Annotated in this window: 11 protein-coding genes and 1 CRISPR repeat array; of the genes, 9 read left to right on the top strand and 2 right to left on the bottom strand. The window is 61.7% G+C overall.

The window, feature by feature from the left end:
* Nucleotides 1-87: 87 nt before the first annotated feature.
* The 5 genes from AC07ZH_RS05280 to cas3f all read left to right on the top strand — a co-directional run bounded on the left by AC07ZH_RS05280 (nt 88) and on the right by cas3f (nt 7,590).
* A complete protein-coding gene (locus tag AC07ZH_RS05280; RefSeq protein WP_495198863.1) occupies nt 88-1,224 on the top strand; it encodes an aminotransferase class V-fold PLP-dependent enzyme in 1,137 nt (378 codons plus the stop codon).
* Nucleotides 1,225-1,289: 65 nt separating this feature from the next.
* Nucleotides 1,290-1,712, top strand: a complete 423-nt coding sequence (locus AC07ZH_RS05275; RefSeq protein ID WP_119110045.1) for an FKBP-type peptidyl-prolyl cis-trans isomerase — start codon at nt 1,290-1,292, stop codon at nt 1,710-1,712.
* Nucleotides 1,713-1,721: 9 nt separating this feature from the next.
* Nucleotides 1,722-3,005 carry a DUF445 domain-containing protein gene (locus AC07ZH_RS05270; RefSeq protein ID WP_495198862.1) on the top strand — a complete coding sequence of 428 codons (1,284 nt, stop codon included), beginning with the start codon at nt 1,722-1,724 and terminating at the stop codon, nt 3,003-3,005.
* A 101-nt stretch (nt 3,006-3,106) separates the two neighbouring features.
* On the top strand, nt 3,107-4,099 hold the full coding sequence (gene cas1f, locus AC07ZH_RS05265) for a type I-F CRISPR-associated endonuclease Cas1f (protein WP_495198861.1): 993 nt from the start codon (nt 3,107-3,109) through the stop codon (nt 4,097-4,099).
* Nucleotides 4,096-7,590, top strand: coding sequence for a type I-F CRISPR-associated helicase Cas3f (gene cas3f, locus AC07ZH_RS05260; RefSeq protein ID WP_495198860.1), 3,495 nt, complete (start codon nt 4,096-4,098; stop codon nt 7,588-7,590). The genes cas1f and cas3f overlap by 4 nt, the downstream gene beginning before the upstream one ends.
* 5 nt (nt 7,591-7,595) lie before the next feature.
* Here the strand turns inward: cas3f and AC07ZH_RS05255 are convergent, their stop codons facing one another.
* Both AC07ZH_RS05255 and AC07ZH_RS05250 read right to left on the bottom strand, forming a co-directional pair.
* Nucleotides 7,596-7,907 carry a HigA family addiction module antitoxin gene (locus AC07ZH_RS05255; protein WP_119110049.1) on the bottom strand — a complete coding sequence of 104 codons (312 nt, stop codon included), beginning with the start codon at nt 7,905-7,907 and terminating at the stop codon, nt 7,596-7,598.
* A gap of 54 nt (nt 7,908-7,961) precedes the next feature.
* Nucleotides 7,962-8,243, bottom strand: a complete 282-nt coding sequence (locus AC07ZH_RS05250; protein ID WP_119110050.1) for a type II toxin-antitoxin system RelE/ParE family toxin — start codon at nt 8,241-8,243, stop codon at nt 7,962-7,964.
* Between the two features lie 145 nt (nt 8,244-8,388).
* Here AC07ZH_RS05250 and csy1 point away from each other — a divergent pair, with 145 nt between their 5' ends.
* The 4 genes from csy1 to cas6f are packed head-to-tail and all read left to right on the top strand — an operon-like array spanning nt 8,389 to nt 12,504.
* Nucleotides 8,389-9,756, top strand: coding sequence for a type I-F CRISPR-associated protein Csy1 (csy1, locus tag AC07ZH_RS05245; protein ID WP_495198859.1), 1,368 nt, complete (start codon nt 8,389-8,391; stop codon nt 9,754-9,756).
* Nucleotides 9,753-10,829 (top strand): type I-F CRISPR-associated protein Csy2, encoded by a 1,077-nt coding sequence (gene csy2 / locus AC07ZH_RS05240; RefSeq protein ID WP_495198858.1) that lies wholly within the window; start codon nt 9,753-9,755, stop codon nt 10,827-10,829. Before csy1 ends, csy2 begins: the two co-directional genes overlap by 4 nt.
* 56 nt (nt 10,830-10,885) lie before the next feature.
* Nucleotides 10,886-11,914: a type I-F CRISPR-associated protein Csy3 gene (csy3, locus tag AC07ZH_RS05235; RefSeq protein ID WP_495198857.1), complete on the top strand. Its 1,029-nt coding sequence runs from the start codon at nt 10,886-10,888 to the stop codon at nt 11,912-11,914.
* 14 nt (nt 11,915-11,928) lie between these two features.
* Nucleotides 11,929-12,504 (top strand): type I-F CRISPR-associated endoribonuclease Cas6/Csy4, encoded by a 576-nt coding sequence (gene cas6f, locus AC07ZH_RS05230; RefSeq protein ID WP_495198856.1) that lies wholly within the window; start codon nt 11,929-11,931, stop codon nt 12,502-12,504.
* A 128-nt stretch (nt 12,505-12,632) separates the two neighbouring features.
* Nucleotides 12,633-16,625: a CRISPR direct-repeat array (repeat unit 28 nt; unit sequence GTTTCCTGCCGCGTAGGCAGCTCAGAAA).
* Between the last annotated feature and the right edge of the window lie 50 nt (nt 16,626-16,675).

The following is a 16,675-nucleotide window of genomic DNA, read 5'->3' as shown; positions in this document are numbered from 1 at the left end:
GGAGAAATTTTGCCGTGCTAAGCTGGCTTTTTCACAGGGTCGGCCGAACATTCGTGCCGTTGCGAAATCGTTGCTGAAGGAGGCTACATGCCTGGATTGCTTGCTGATATTGACCCGGATGGTTTGCTGGAGTTTTCCGTGGTCTACACCGACCGCGCGCTCAACCACATGTCGCAGCGCTTTGCCGGTGTGATGAAAGACATCCTGGCGACGCTCAAAGACGTCTACCACGCCCAGACCGCCGTGCTGGTGCCCGGCAGCGGCACCTTTGGCATGGAGGCCGTGGCGCGCCAGTTTGCCAACAAGGAAAAGGTACTGATCGTGCGCAACGGCTGGTTCAGCTACCGCTGGAGCCAGATCTTTGACGCTGGCGGCCTGGGCGGCGGCGCGGTCGTCTGCAAGGCGCGGCGCCAGGGCGAGGGTGCGCAATCGCCCTGGGCGCCCTGTCCGGCAAGCGAAGTGGCGCAGGCCATCCGCGCCGAGAAGCCCAAGGTGGTGTTCGCGCCGCATGTCGAGACCGCCAGCGGCATCCTCCTGCCCGACGACTACCTGCGCACCGTGGCCGATGCGGCGCACTCAGTCGGCGCGCTGTTCGTGCTCGACTGCGTGGCCTCGGGTGCGATGTGGGTGGACATGCAAGCCACCGGCGTCGACGTGCTCATCTCGGCGCCGCAAAAGGGCTGGAGCGGCTCGCCCTGCTGCGCCATGGTGATGCTCTCCGAGCGTGCGCGCCAGGCCATCGAGGACACACAGAGTTCGAGCTTTTCCTGTGACCTGAAAAAATGGATGCAGATCGCTGAAGGCTACGAAAAGGGCGCGCACGCCTACCACACCACCATGCCTACCGACGCCCTGGTGCGCCTGCGCGACGTGATGCTGGAAACAAAGGGCTATGGTTTCGAGAAGGTTCGCCAGGAACAGATGGAGCTGGGAGCCAAGGTGCGCGCGCTGCTCGAATCGCGCGGTTTCCCCAGCGTTGCGGCCGACGGCTTCAAGGCGCCTGGCGTGGTGGTGAGCTTCACCACGGACCCCGGCATCCAGAGTGGCAAAAAATTCGTGGAAGTGGGCTTGCAGACTGCTTCTGGCGTACCGCTGCAGTGCGACGAGGGGCCAGACTTCAAGACCTTCCGCCTCGGTCTGTTTGGCCTGGAGAAGTGGCACAACGTGGACCGCACGGTGCAGCAACTGGCCACTGCTCTGGACGCTATTGCGGCCAAGAGTTGATCGGACAAGCAGGCAACTTTTTTCGGTTTGCGCCGTTATTCCACCTTTCCCTTCTTTTATTTTTCATGACCTTCTTCATTCGACCCTGGAGCGCCCTGGGCGCATTGGCGGTTCTGGCCGTTTCTGCCACCACGCCGGCGTTTGCTGCAGCGCCTGTCACCACGGCCAGTGGCCTGATTTACGAAAGCCTCAAGGAAGGCACTGGCCCCAGCCCGAAGGCCAGCGACACCGTGCGCGTGCACTATCGCGGCACCTTCCCCGAATCCGGCAAGGAATTCGACAGCTCCATCGCGCGCGGCCAGCCGATTGAGTTCCCCTTGTCGGGCGTGATCCCTTGCTGGACCGAAGGCGTGCAGAAAATGAAAGTGGGCGGCAAGGCCAAGCTCACCTGCCCGCCAGCCATTGCCTACGGCGCGCGCGGCGCGGGCGGCGTGATTCCGCCCAACGCCACGCTCAACTTCGAAGTCGAGCTGCTGGGAATTAAATAAGGGCAGGGCGTGCAGGACGCCAGCATTGAGCTTGTGCGCGCCAAGCGTCTGGCACTCGCCTTGCTGGTTCTGGCCGCTGCGGTGTTCGTCGGTACGAGCCTGGCGCCGCCGCATCTGGCGGTGCTGGCACTCAAAGCCGTGGCCGAGGCTGCCATGGTGGGCGCGCTGGCCGACTGGTTCGCCGTGCGCGCGCTGTTTCACCGCGTGCCCTTGCCGTTCATCTCGCGGCACACGGCCATCATTCCGCGCAACAAGGACCGCATTGGGCGCAACCTGGCGCAGTTTGTGCGCGAGAAGTTTCTTGACACCGATTCCCTGGTCGCGCTGATCCGCCGCCGCGACCCTGCCGCCCTGGTGGCCAACTGGCTTACCCGCCCGGCCAATGCCCGGTTGGTGGCGGCGCAGGTGGCGCGCATGCTGGCGGCCGCGCTGCAGGCGCTGGAAGACGCGCAGGTCGAGCGCTTTGTGCAGCGCGCGCTGCGCTCGGTGGTGGGGCAGATGGACCTGGCGCGGCTTGGCTCCGAGCTGCTCGCCGCGCTCACCCAGGGCGGGCGCCACCAGCAATTGCTCGATCAGGCGCTCTCGCGGCTCATCGCCGTGTTGCAAGAGGAGGAAACGCGCCAGCTCATCGCCAGCACGCTGGTCGGCTGGCTCAAGCGCGAGCACCCGCGCAAGGAAAAGCTCCTGCCCACCGACTGGCTGGGCGACAAGGGGTCGGCCATGGTGGCCAATGCGCTGGAGAGCCTGCTGGCCGACATTGCCGCGCACCCCGAGCACCGGCTGCGCGCGCAGTTTGACGAAGCGGTGCACGAATGGATAGCGCGCCTGCGCAGCGACCCGGCCTGGCTGCAGCGCGCCGAGGGTTTCCGCCACTACCTCAGCCACGACGCGGCGCTGGCTGAGTATGTGCAATCGCTCTGGCGCAGCGCCCGTAGCGCGTTGCTGGCCGACCTGGCGCGGGAAGACTCGGGAACCGCAGCGCGCGTGCGCCGCATGGCGCTGTGGCTGGGCCACGCGCTGGCGGGCGACGAGCGGCTGCGCGCTTCGCTCAACGTGCGGCTGGAACGCTGGGTGCAGGGCCTGGCGCCTGAGGCGTCGCGCTTCATCGCCCAGCACATCGAGCAGACCGTGAGCGCCTGGGACGCACGCGAGATGTCCGCGCTCATCGAGCTGCACATTGGGCGCGACCTGCAGTTCATCCGCGTCAACGGCACGCTGGTGGGCGGGCTGGTGGGGCTGGTGCTGTTTGTGCTGTCGCACGGGGCGCAAGTGGTGCGCGCGCTAGGCATGTAATCGAAAAAATCGCTACTGGGCGTGCAGTATGTTGTCGACATCTCGCAGGCGATTGCGATGATGTGACTTTGAAGCTTCTGACAAGAAAGGGCAGGGAGCCGATGAACGAAGTCGCGTCATCCGACCTCAAAGCCATACTGCACTCGCAGCGGGCCAACATCTACTATCTGGAACACTGCCGTGTGTTGGTGAATGGCGGGCGTGTCGAATATGTGACCGATGCGGGCAAGAAGAGCCTGTACTGGAACATTCCTATCGCCAACACTACCAGCATATTGCTGGGCACGGGTACTTCGATCACTCAGGCGGCCATGCGCGAGTTGGCCAAGGCGGGGGTTCTGGTGGGGTTCTGCGGTGGTGGTGGCACGCCGCTGTTCAGTGCCAACGAGATCGATATTGAGGTGGCTTGGCTGTCGCCTCAAAGTGAATACCGTCCCACCGAATACTTGCAGGCCTGGGTGAAGTTCTGGTTTGAAGACGAACTGCGCCTGCACGCAGCCAAGGCCTTGCAGGGTTGGCGTCTGCAGCGATTGCTGAAGGAGTGGGGCACACGCACAGTGCGTGAGGCCGGTTTTTCCGTGGATTTGGAGCGACTGCAAACGCTGGTGCAACAGTTTCAGCAGCGGATTGCTCACGCTCCCGATGTGACGGCTCTGTTGACGGACGAAGCTCGCTTGACCAAAGCTTTGTTCAAGCTGGCGGTGGATACCGTGGGCTATGGCGAATTCACCCGTGCCAAACGTGGTAGCGGCACAGATGCGGCCAATCGATTTCTGGACCATGGCAATTACCTGGCCTACGGACTGGGTGCCACGGCCACTTGGGTGCTGGGCCTGCCACACGGCTTGGCCGTGCTGCATGGCAAAACGCGGCGCGGTGGCCTGGTGTTTGATGCCGCCGATCTGGTCAAGGATGCGGCCATATTGCCCCAGGCTTTTTTGTCGGCGATGCGCGGTGACGATGAACAACAGTTTCGCCGCCAGTGCATCGAAGCACTCACGCGCAGTGAGTCGCTGGATTTCATGATCGACACGCTCAAGCAGATTGCGATCGAGACCGCCCGCATGGCCGCCAGCCCAAAGGTCAAAGCATGAACGTGCTGTTCGTTTCGCAATGCAGCAAGCGTGCGCTGACCGAAACCCGCCGCATCCTCGACCAGTTTGCCGAACGCCGTGGTGAGCGCACTTGGCAAACTTCCATCACCCAGGCCGGACTCGATACCGCGCGCAAGCTCTTGCGTGCAACGGCCCGCAAGAACACTGCCGTAGCTTGCCACTGGATACGCGGGCGTGACCACAGCGAGTTGCTGTGGGTGGTGGGCGATGCGCATCAGTTCAATCCCGAAGGTGCGGTGCCCACCAACACCACCGCCAGCAATGTGCTGCGTACAGAAGATGAAAATGCCTGGCACCACCTGCCGCTGATGACGGCTCTGGCCGCGCTAGCCGCCTTGCTGCACGACCTGGGCAAGGCCACACAAGCCTTTCAGGATCGGCTGAAGAATCCTGGCCTGCGCAAGCGCAACCACTACCGGCACGAATGGGTGTCGGTGCGCTTGTTCCAGGCGTTTGTGGGGCAGGATGAAGATCCAGGCTGGCTTCTGCGACTGGCGGCCTGCGCAGATTCAGAGATCGATGCCTCCGCCTTTGAGGCGCAGTGGCTGGACCATGCCGCCAAGCGATTGCTGCGCGATGGGCTGGACACCCATATCGCAAGCGACAGCACTACCAGTCCCCATAATCCGTTTCGCTGCTTGCCCCCACTTGCCCAGGCTGTCGCGTGGCTGGTGCTGACGCACCATCGGCTGCCCTGCAAGCCTGTCCTTAAAAGAGAGCGGGACCACGACGACGAAAGCGAAGAGCCTGGTCTGAAGTGGTGCCGTTTCGGCACCAAGCCACCGTTTCTCAACAGCAATGAGCTGGACGGCCTGCTCACACAAATACATGCCGACTGGAACGCGCCCCGCGAAGCGGCAGATTCCGCCACCGTGCGTACTTATTGGACCTTCCCGCACGGTCTGCCCGTCGCCACGCTGCCCTGGCGCAAGCAGGCGGCACGCTATGCCCGCAAGCTCCAAGAACTGGCCCAGGCACCCGCCAGCACATTTGTGTTGCACGACCCTTTCACCATGCATGTGGCACGCCTGTGCCTGATGCTGGCAGACCACCACTACTCCAGCATCAGCGACGATGCGCGCCGCCAGCCGTATCGCAACCCTGGCTACCCGCTCTACGCCAATACTGTTAAAAATGATAGCTGTAAGCGCTTGTCAGATAAGCGCCATAGCCCTATTTTTAATCAAACTTTGGACGAGCACCTGCTGGGCGTACAAGCCCACGCCACGCTGGTAGCACGCTCGCTGCCCAGTTTGACGCGCAGCCTGCCCGCCCTCAAGAACCACAAGTCCCTCAAAAGGCGCAGCGCCGACGCCCGCTTTTCCTGGCAAGACAAGGCCGCCGATCTGGCTGCCAGCGTGCGGGCTCGTACCGCTGCGCAAGGTGCTTTCATCGTCAACATGGCGTCCACCGGCTGCGGCAAAACCTTGGGCAACGCACGGATCATGAATGCGCTGGCGGACCCTGCCACGGGCATGCGCTGTGCATTTGCCATTGGCCTGCGTACGCTCACGCTGCAAACCGGGCGTGTCTTCCAAAACGATCTGCTTCTGAGCGATGAGCAACTCGCCATTCAGGTCGGTGGCGCGGCCAGCCGGGCCTTGTTTGAATACTGGGAGCAACAAGCCGAGGCCACCGGCTCCGCCTCCAGCCAGCAGCTGTTCGATGAGGGCGGCGCCGTGCTTTACGAAGGCAACAACCAGCATCCCTTGCTACAACGGCTGACGGATGACGCGCAAGTACGTCGCCTGTTGGCGGCCCCGCTGCTCGTCTGCACCGTAGACCATCTCACTCCCGCCACCGAAAGCCTGCGCGGTGGCCGCCAGATCGCCCCCATGCTGCGCCTCATGACCGGTGACCTGGTGCTGGACGAACCCGACGACTTTGACATGGCCGACCTGCCCGCGCTCACGCGGTTGGTGCATTGGGCGGGCCTGTTGGGCAGCCGCGTGCTGCTGTCGTCCGCGACCTTGCCGCCCGCGCTGGTGGAAGGGCTGTTTCTGGCCTACCGCGCCGGGCGCGCTGTGTATCAGAAGCACCGCAGCGAGCGCCCCAGTGAGGCGGCGAACATCTGCTGCCTGTGGATCGACGAGTTCCATCACACCTCGCAAGACTGCGCCGAGGGTGCCGCCTTCCGCGAAGCACACACCCAATACGTGCACAAGCGCGTAGCCAAGCTGAAGCAGGCCGAAGTGCGGCGCCTTGCGCGGATTGCGCTGCTACCCGACACCTGGCACAACTTGAAGGAGCCCGAGCGACGCCAGGACTTTGCCCGCCTGGTGCTGGAGCAGGCATGGCAAATGCACCAGCAGCCCCACAGCCACAGCACAGACCCCGATAGCGGCAAGCACGTCAGCCTGGGCCTGATCCGCATGGCCAATATCGCCCCGTTGTTTGATGTGGCGCTGGCCATCTACCAGCAGGGTGCACCTGCGCCTGGTGTGCGTGTCCACCTGTGCGTGTACCACTCGCAGTTCCCCCTGCTGCTGCGCTCGGCCATCGAGCAACAGCTCGACACCCTGCTCAACCGCCGGAGCCAAGATGGAGTCGATCCGGTGCTGCAGCGCCCAGCCTTGCGTGCGCTCATCGACGCCCACCCTGAGCCCCACCACCTGTTCATTGTGCTGGGCAGCCCCGTCACCGAAGTGGGCCGCGACCACGACTACGACTGGGCCGTGGTTGAGCCTTCGTCCATGCGTTCGCTCATCCAGCTCGCTGGGCGCGTGCGGCGGCATCGGCTGGGTGCCGTGGGCGAGGTAAACATGGTGGTGCTCGACAGCAACTTGCGGCACTTCAAGGACAAGGATGGAGCCGCCTTCTGCAGACCAGGGTTTGAGACGGACTACCCGCCCTTCCAACTCAAGTCCCATCACATGCACGATTTGATGGCGCGGGAAATGCGGGGCGCTGACGCATGGGCCGTAGACGCCCAGCCCCGCGTTGCCTTGGCTCCCGGCAAGTTATTCCCCAGCCGCTGCCTTGTGGACCTAGAGCACGCCCGTATGCACGACACCATGCTGCCTCGGCCAGAGGGCGCCAGTCCAGTACCTCCATTGCGCACTGCAAGTCTGCACTGGGCTCACCCCGATCACCTGTGGCTCACCGGCCTCCTGCCGCAGTACCAGCGCTTCCGATACGATCCTCTGCCGCGTGAAGATGTGGCGCTGCTGCCCGATGAGGATGAAGAAACGCTGCGGCTGCACCGCGTGGAAGACGGAGCGCGCCGTGGCGACAAGCTGTACGTGCCCGTGCACACAAGCCTTTGCCACGATCTGCCGCAGGCGCTGCTGACATCACCGAGCGTCTCACCCTGGCCGCAGGTCGATTTGCTGGACGAATTGACAGACCTGGCCCAGGCGCAAGGCTTGTCGCTGCAGCAATGTGCGCAGCGCTATGCCACCGCCAGCCTGCCTCGCAAACAAAATGGCTGGCTGTTCCACCAAGCGCTGGGTTTCACCGTCAAGACATAAGCCCGTCAGGCCGGATGCAGCGCTATCGGGTGCACCGCCATCACCGCCGTTTGCAGCGCCTCGTCCAGCTCCGCCACACGCAGGTCGTAGGCAGTTTGCAGGTTCAGCCACGACTGCGCATCGCCACCAAAAAAGCGGCTCAGGCGCAGGGCGGTATCAGCCGTGACGCCGCGCCGCTCCAGCACGATGTCGTTGATGCGCGAGGCCGGCACATGCAACTGCTTGGCCAGAGCGTTGGCGCTCATGTCCATGGGCTTGAGGTAGTCCTCACGCAGCACCTCTCCGGGGTGGATGGGGCGCATACCGTTCTTGAACATTGCTTTCTCCTTGCTATCGGCCGCCGCCAAGGCGGCAAGCCATCCATCCCGGCCTCAGTGGTAATCCACGATCTCCACGTCGGCCACGCCTTTATCCATCCAGACAAAGCACACGCGCCATTGGTCGTTGATGCGGATGCTGTGCTGGCCCTGGCGGTTGCCGCTGAGCAGCTCCAACCGGTTGCCCGGCGGGCTGCGCAAGAAATCCAGGGTGGCCGCTGCATCCAACTGGGCCAGCTTGCGCTCTGCCACGCTCTGGATGTTGGCAAAGCGCCGACTCTTGCCGCTGGTGAACAGACGCTGCGTTTCCTGGCACTTGAAAGAGACGATCGCCATGGAGTGGTATTTTATAGCGTTTACCGATATTCGGTATGTTGCCTATGCGATAGGACAAAAGAACATCACGGACGATTTTCTAAGCTGCGTATTGTGCAAATCTTCACGTAGGATGAATTTTCGATTTTCGCCAGAAGGAGACTGCGTGAAAGATGAATCAACGCCACCGGCTGGCCACGCCAGTTACAGAGCAGCCATTGCAGGCTTCTTGCAGGAGCGATTGCAGGCCAAGCTGGACAAGCTCAAACCCGACGATCCGCAACGCGGCGAACTGCTCGCTTCCTTTGCATACGACGTGTGGCTGGCCAGTGCCGCCAAGCGCGTGGAGCAAATCCAGGCCGTCACCCACTCCCTCAAACCGATCCATCCCGACGCACGGGGCACCAACCTCTACGTGGAGCCGGCCAGCCTGTCAGCGCTGGCCGAACTTGGCAGCCACGCACTGGGTGAGCAATTCGTGGGCGATGTGGTGGGCAATGCCGCCGCGCTGGATGTGTACAAATTCCTCAAGCTGGAGGGGCATGGGCGCAGCCTGCTCACCGCCCTGCTGGCCCAGGATGCCGATGCCCTGGTCGCACTGCACACCGACCCGGCGCAAGCCCGGGCGCTGCGCAACGCCTTCGTATCGCTGACCCAACCCCGCGCCGAGGGGCCTAGCAGCCACACCCTGGCCAAGCAGCTGTACTGGCTGACCGGCGACAGGGCTTGCACAGATGCGGACTACACCCTGCTGGCGCCGCTGTACGCCACGTCACTCGCTCATGCCGTACACGCTCAGGTGCAGGAAGGCCGCTTTGGCGAAGCCAACAAGACCGCTCGGCTGGCGAAGAAAGAGCGCAAGGCGCACGACGGCGTATTCCACGACTACCCCGGTCTGGCTGTGCAGAACATGGGCGGCACCAAGCCGCAGAACATCAGCCAGCTCAACAGCGAGCGTCGGGGCATGAACTACCTGCTCTCGTCCCTTCCGCCGCAGTGGAAGGTGAGCGAAAAGCGCCTTCCCGTCTCGACAGATTCCGTGTTTAGCCACTACTTCGGCGGTCGTCCCTTGGTGCGCCAAACCGTGCAGGCATTGCGTGCCTTTTTGGAGTCCAAACCACCGGCAAACGCAGCGACCCGCAGCCAACGTGATGACATGGTGTACAGGCTGGTGGATGAAATGGTGGCGATGGCAGCAAACCTGGAGCACCTGCTCACGCCAGGCTGGACGCTGAGCGACGAGCGATTTTCCAAGCTCAATAGCGACGAGCAATACTGGCTTGACCCGTTGCGTGCAGAACTTCCGGAGGAAGCAGACTTTGCCGAGGCGTGGCTGGCGATGGAATGGCCTGGGGCCATCGGCAGGCGCTTCGGTAACTGGCTCAACGACCGCCTGGATGGCAAGCTGCACTTTGGCGAGATCGAGTTCCGTGCATGGAAGAAAGAACTGCTGGCGGACGAGGACGGCTTTGCCCAGCAATTGCGCGAGCGACGCAACCGCATCCGCACCGCACGCAAGGAGGCCATGCCATGACCCAACCCCAAGCCATCCTGGTGCTACCCCACCTGCGCATCCAGAACGCCAACGCCATTGCCAGCCCGCTCACACATGGGTTCCCCTCCATCACCGCTTTTATCGGCCTGATGTGGGCGCTGGAACGCAAGCTGGCGCAGGCTGGCGTTCCGCTGCGGTTCCAGGCCGTGGGCGTGGTGTGCCACCACCACCAAGAGCAGGTCACACAGGGATATGTGCGCAGCTTCAACTTGACGCGCAACCCGGTGGACAAAGACGGCAGTACCGCCGCCATCGTTGAAGAAGGCCGTATGCACCTGCAGATCACGCTGGTGTTGGCCGTATCAGAAAAGCGCAAACCCGGCACACCCGCAGCGCTGGTGCAGGGCAACGATGCGCAACAGGCCGACTGGGCGCAGATTGCGGGCGACACGCTGGCCGGTATGCGCGTGGCCGGTGGCAGTGTGCTGCCTTCGCGCCCCGTGCCGGGCAAGCGGGTGCGGCCGTGGATGGCCATCGTGCCCGACGACCCCGAGGCCGCTGCCGCCGAGTTCCGCCAATGGCGCAGGCAATGGCTGCCCGGCTTTGCTCTGGTGGGGCGCGACGAGCTGTTGGCCCAGCGCCTGCAGCACCTGCGCACTACCCAGCCCGACGCCACGCTGCTCGATGCCTGGTTGCACGCAGCCCGCTTTAACCACCAACCCCTGCCCAGCGCAGACGGCAGCCCAGCGCCCGACGGCAAGGTGGCCTGGGGAGACCCACTGCGTCCCAAAGGCGGCGGCTGGGTGGTGCCCATCCCCGTCGGTTATGCCGCATTGGCCCCGCAGGCGCACCCCGCAGGAACGGTGCGCAACGCCCGCGATGCCAACGTGCCGCTGCGCTTTGTGGAGTCGGTCTATTCGCTGGGTGAATGGGTCAGCCCGCACCGGCTGCACAGCCTGACCGAACTGCTGTGGCAGGCCGAAACCGACGAAGCCCAGGGCCTGTACCGTTGTTGCAATGGCTACCGGCCCAGTCCACCGCCGGGCGATGGCAGCAATGGAACCGCTACGTCAGCCGACTGGGATGACGCCGACGCCTATGACTACACCTGAGCCGACAGCTTCCCACGCCACTCATTCATGCACCTGATTTTTCAAGGATTGACACCATGACCGACAAACTCACGAACCCTACCGTGCTGGCTTTTGAGCGCAAGCTGGATCCTTCTGATGCCCTGTTTTTTGGAGGCAATTGGAATGATCGACAGTCAGACGCAAATTGGGAGTCCATATCTCTGCGAGAAAAATCGGTACGGGGTACAGCTTCACATCGCAGCAAAGCGAAGGGAGGAGCCGATCCATCAAAGCAAGATATGAAATTTGAGTCCCCAAATCCGCAAACCGTGGACGTGGCCGCACTGCCGCCGCAGGCCGATACGCTCAAGGTGCACTTCACGCTGCGCGTGCTGGGCGGCGCGGGCACGCCATCTGCCTGCAACAGCGCGGCCTACCAGGCCAAGCTGCTGGCCTCCGTGCAGGGCTACAAACAGCAGCACGGCTTTGCCGAGCTGGCGCGGCGCTACGCCGCCAACCTGGCCAATGGCCGCTTTCTGTGGCGCAACCGCGTGGGGGCAGAGAGTGTGGAAGTGACCGTAGAGCAGATGCAGGACGGCAAGGCTCAGAATACATGGTGTTTTGATGCTCTGGCGCTTAATACACGGTCGCTGACAGCTATCAATAATGAAGCAAAAGGAGTGACAGAACTGGGCCAGGCCATGGCTTCAGGGCTGGCGGGTACTTCCCATGTGCTGCTGCGGGTGACAGCCTTTGTGCGCCAGGGCGCCGGGCAAGAGGTGTTCCCCTCGCAAGAGCTGATTCTGGACAAAGGCAGCGCCGGTAAGAGCAAGACGCTGTACGACGTGGGCGGCGTGGCCGCCATCCACTCACAAAAGATCGGCAACGCCATTCGCACCATCGATACCTGGTACGAAGGTGCCGCCGAACTGGGCCCGATTGCGGTGGAGCCCTACGGCTCCGTCACCACCCAGGGCAAGGCCTACCGCCAGCCCAAGCAGAAGCTGGACTTCTACACCCTACTGGACAACTGGCTGCTCAAGGACCAGGTGCCGCCCGTGGAGCAGCAGCACTTTGTGATGGCCGTGCTCATTCGTGGCGGCGTGTTTGGCGATGCCAGCTAAGTGGTGGGCCAGCCATGACCACGCACTACATCGACATCACCCTTTTGCCCGACCCTGAGTTCAGCCACGCGCACTTGCTCAGCGCGCTGGTGGCCAAGCTGCACCGAGCGCTGGTGCAGCGCGCGGCTGGCGATGTTGGCATCAGCTTTCCGCAGCACGTGAATACACCGTTGGCCAAGCGCACTCTGGGTCGTGTGTTGCGCCTCCATGGGACGCAAGCGGCGCTGGAGCAATTGATGGCACTGGACTGGTTGCACGGCATGCGGGACCACACGCAGGTCGGCACTGCGGCTCCGGTTCCCAAGGGCGTACCGCATCGCATCGTGCAGCGCCGCCAGTTCAAAACCAGTGCAGAGCGCCTGCGGCGCCGTCGCATGCGGCGCAAGGGCGAAACGGCTGAACAAGCGGCTGTCGCCATCCCTGATGAGGTAGAGCGAAAGCCCGACCTGCCTTATGTGCAACTGCGCAGCAGCAGCACTGGTGAGCCGTTTTGCCTGTTTGTAGAACATGGAGACCAGCAGCCGACGCCTACGCCAGGTCGGTTCAATAGCTACGGCTTGAGTTCGGGGGCAAGTGTCCCCTGGTTTTGACCCTTTTTTGGGCTGCTCCACAAGCCCCCAATAAATCAAGTAGTTAGCGGCCTTGTGGTGAATTGGGTGTAGACACTGGAAATCGTGTTGTTCCTTAAAAATCAAGTACTTTTTTGGGTTATGGTCTAGTTTCCTGCCGCGTAGGCAGCTCAGAAATTTCGCAGTGACAAGTGATCCGAATGTGGTATGTTTCCTGCCGCGTAGGCAGCTCAGAAAATGTCGTGCTGACGGCGGGAGATATTGTTTTGAGTTTCCTGCCGCGTAGGCAGCTCAGAAAGTCGAATCTTTGCGCGTAGCCGTTGACAAACCGTTTCCTGCCGCGTAGGCAGCTCAGAAATTCGCGCAGGGTAAATATCTCGGTCTTCGCATGTTTCCTGCCGCGTAGGCAGCTCAGAAAAGATGGGACTCGCACAAAGCCCATTTGGGCAAGTTTCCTGCCGCGTAGGCAGCTCAGAAAACGCAGAGCAGGGCCGTGCTTCGGCTGATCGGGTTTCCTGCCGCGTAGGCAGCTCAGAAATGGACGCTGTGGGATAGCGCGCCATTCTTCGCGTTTCCTGCCGCGTAGGCAGCTCAGAAAGCTTCGAGCGTTGTGTTCGACGGCAAACGTATGTTTCCTGCCGCGTAGGCAGCTCAGAAAAGGCGCGCCTGAAAGCCGCGCATGAGTATTACGTTTCCTGCCGCGTAGGCAGCTCAGAAAGACGTACTGCTGCGTAAATTCGTGCAGCGTCAGTTTCCTGCCGCGTAGGCAGCTCAGAAATTTTCAAGCCTCGCCTGCGACTGGTTCAGACGGTTTCCTGCCGCGTAGGCAGCTCAGAAATGTCAAGGAAGCCGGCAACGAAGACTTCCACCGTTTCCTGCCGCGTAGGCAGCTCAGAAAGCAAAGACGGAAAGATTGTGAAGCTGGACGACGTTTCCTGCCGCGTAGGCAGCTCAGAAAGCCGATTCCAACCTGGCCGGCGTCAGCGCCAGGTTTCCTGCCGCGTAGGCAGCTCAGAAAATATACACCACGTCACCGGGCTTGCTGCTAGCGTTTCCTGCCGCGTAGGCAGCTCAGAAAGAAGCCTTTCAGGTCAGCACTGAGGGAAATTACGTTTCCTGCCGCGTAGGCAGCTCAGAAAATCAAACGCGATTACCGGCAGTCAAGGACCACGTTTCCTGCCGCGTAGGCAGCTCAGAAATTGAGGGCGGGTTGCGGCCGGGAGAACTAGTCGTTTCCTGCCGCGTAGGCAGCTCAGAAATGCGCGCTGCGATGCTGGCGAAGATAGACAAAGTTTCCTGCCGCGTAGGCAGCTCAGAAAACTCACAGATCAAGACAGTCTGCGTGCGCCACGTTTCCTGCCGCGTAGGCAGCTCAGAAAAGTGCGATGTCAGGCATTGGCCGACCTCCGATGTTTCCTGCCGCGTAGGCAGCTCAGAAATAGCAGAATCGTCCGCGATGGAATTCTGACAAGTTTCCTGCCGCGTAGGCAGCTCAGAAAAATACCAGCCGCCAGCGCCGCGCAGGCCAGGGGTTTCCTGCCGCGTAGGCAGCTCAGAAAAGCGGGGCGGGGATGAACTCGCCGCTGTTTTTGTTTCCTGCCGCGTAGGCAGCTCAGAAAGATACGGTAGGGGTGTTGGTGGGGGTCATTTAGTTTCCTGCCGCGTAGGCAGCTCAGAAAACAGTGGAAGAAGCCGCCCGCGATGTTGGCAAGTTTCCTGCCGCGTAGGCAGCTCAGAAAACGCTGGCCTGCGCTTGGGCACGTGACTCGATGTTTCCTGCCGCGTAGGCAGCTCAGAAAAAGCTGCTGCGCGCAGCGTGCTACCCATTACAGTTTCCTGCCGCGTAGGCAGCTCAGAAAATAGGGAGGTCTTGCGCCCATCGCTCAAGGATGTTTCCTGCCGCGTAGGCAGCTCAGAAAACAAGAGAAGCCGCCACGTCCCGGCTATACGGGTTTCCTGCCGCGTAGGCAGCTCAGAAAGCAGCAAAGGCTACGCGGACGTGCCGGTGAAGGTTTCCTGCCGCGTAGGCAGCTCAGAAAAGCTGATTGAGGCCGTACTGCTTGATGATCGCGTTTCCTGCCGCGTAGGCAGCTCAGAAATCGCGGACCATCCACACCTTGCCGTCCCCATTGTTTCCTGCCGCGTAGGCAGCTCAGAAAATCGCAAGGACATCCAACGCGCTCGAGCGCTGGTTTCCTGCCGCGTAGGCAGCTCAGAAATACGCTGGAATCGACTTGGAGAAGACCACATGGTTTCCTGCCGCGTAGGCAGCTCAGAAACAGCGCGCCGCATCTAGCGCTGGCTCTGCGGTGTTTCCTGCCGCGTAGGCAGCTCAGAAAAAGGCGCGCCAAGTGGCTGCGTCAATGCGCGCGTTTCCTGCCGCGTAGGCAGCTCAGAAATGAACGAGCAGTTATCGCGAGGCAGTACTGGGGTTTCCTGCCGCGTAGGCAGCTCAGAAATCACCACCTTGGCCGCGCTGGTGGCCGTGTTCGTTTCCTGCCGCGTAGGCAGCTCAGAAAATAAGGACTTAGCGCCTTAACGCCTGGCGGGGGTTTCCTGCCGCGTAGGCAGCTCAGAAAGCAAGCGCTCAAATTCGTGCCGTCGTCAAATAGTTTCCTGCCGCGTAGGCAGCTCAGAAAAGCGGCGTCAGATAGCCAGCCGTCAGGCTCGAGTTTCCTGCCGCGTAGGCAGCTCAGAAAAAGGAAAAGGCAGAGTTCCTGACCGACGTTACGTTTCCTGCCGCGTAGGCAGCTCAGAAACGCCCCGCGTCCTGCTTGGCGGGTTTTTTCATGTTTCCTGCCGCGTAGGCAGCTCAGAAATCAAGGGCGGTCGGTTTGGGGTTACACAAATCGTTTCCTGCCGCGTAGGCAGCTCAGAAATTCTGGCGCAGCAGTTCGTCGCGGGTGGGGTAGTTTCCTGCCGCGTAGGCAGCTCAGAAAATGGGGAACCAACGGCATCCGCGCGTACTGGCGTTTCCTGCCGCGTAGGCAGCTCAGAAAAGGAGAGCCATGCCTTCCACCTCACGCGTTGCGTTTCCTGCCGCGTAGGCAGCTCAGAAATTGGGGAACTACCCGATCTACTTGCCCAACGGGTTTCCTGCCGCGTAGGCAGCTCAGAAACGATCTACTTGCCCAACGGTGTTGCACCAGGCGTTTCCTGCCGCGTAGGCAGCTCAGAAATCGTCGGTGCGCGGCAGCAAGGCGCCATCGCTGTTTCCTGCCGCGTAGGCAGCTCAGAAAAGATCACTTCGTCCATCAGGTCGATTCCATCGAGTTTCCTGCCGCGTAGGCAGCTCAGAAAATTGGAGGGCAGCGACTCGCCCGCCACCGCGCGTTTCCTGCCGCGTAGGCAGCTCAGAAAAACTCAGGCGTGAGCGCTGGGAACTCCCACCCGTTTCCTGCCGCGTAGGCAGCTCAGAAACCGAGAAATCGCGGCGGGTTTTTTTACACCTGGTTTCCTGCCGCGTAGGCAGCTCAGAAACAAAATAGCGACTGTCTCGCCTTGCCAGATCGGTTTCCTGCCGCGTAGGCAGCTCAGAAATGCACTGTGCTCGCCTCGCAATCGAGCATGGCGTTTCCTGCCGCGTAGGCAGCTCAGAAAAAGAACTGGTCCATGGCCGCCTTGAATTCGGCGTTTCCTGCCGCGTAGGCAGCTCAGAAAATGGGGGGCGCCGGGGCTTTCGTGACCCCGTTTGTTTCCTGCCGCGTAGGCAGCTCAGAAAGCAAAGGCGGACTGCGCGGCGGCGGCTTCTGCGTTTCCTGCCGCGTAGGCAGCTCAGAAAAATATGGGTCAACCAGCACCCATCCTTGGAACGTTTCCTGCCGCGTAGGCAGCTCAGAAAATATAGCGTGCCGTCTTTGTAATAGACCTGTTGTTTCCTGCCGCGTAGGCAGCTCAGAAACAACAATTCGCGGTATTGCGCTTCCAGCGCTTGTTTCCTGCCGCGTAGGCAGCTCAGAAAGGGGATTGCTTTGACTTGGCAGTAAATCTGCTTGTTTCCTGCCGCGTAGGCAGCTCAGAAAAGCACCCATCCTTGGAACATGCCAGGCTTTACGTTTCCTGCCGCGTAGGCAGCTCAGAAAAATCGTTTTACGGTGCAATTTGCAGATCCTGGGTTTCCTGCCGCGTAGGCAGCTCAGAAAATATAGCGTGCCGTCTTTGTAATAGACCTGTTGTTTCCTGCCGCGTAGGC

The organism is Simplicispira sp. GW247-4R2A (assembly GCF_059424465.1).
This window is presented reverse-complemented; position numbering and strand designations above follow the sequence as displayed.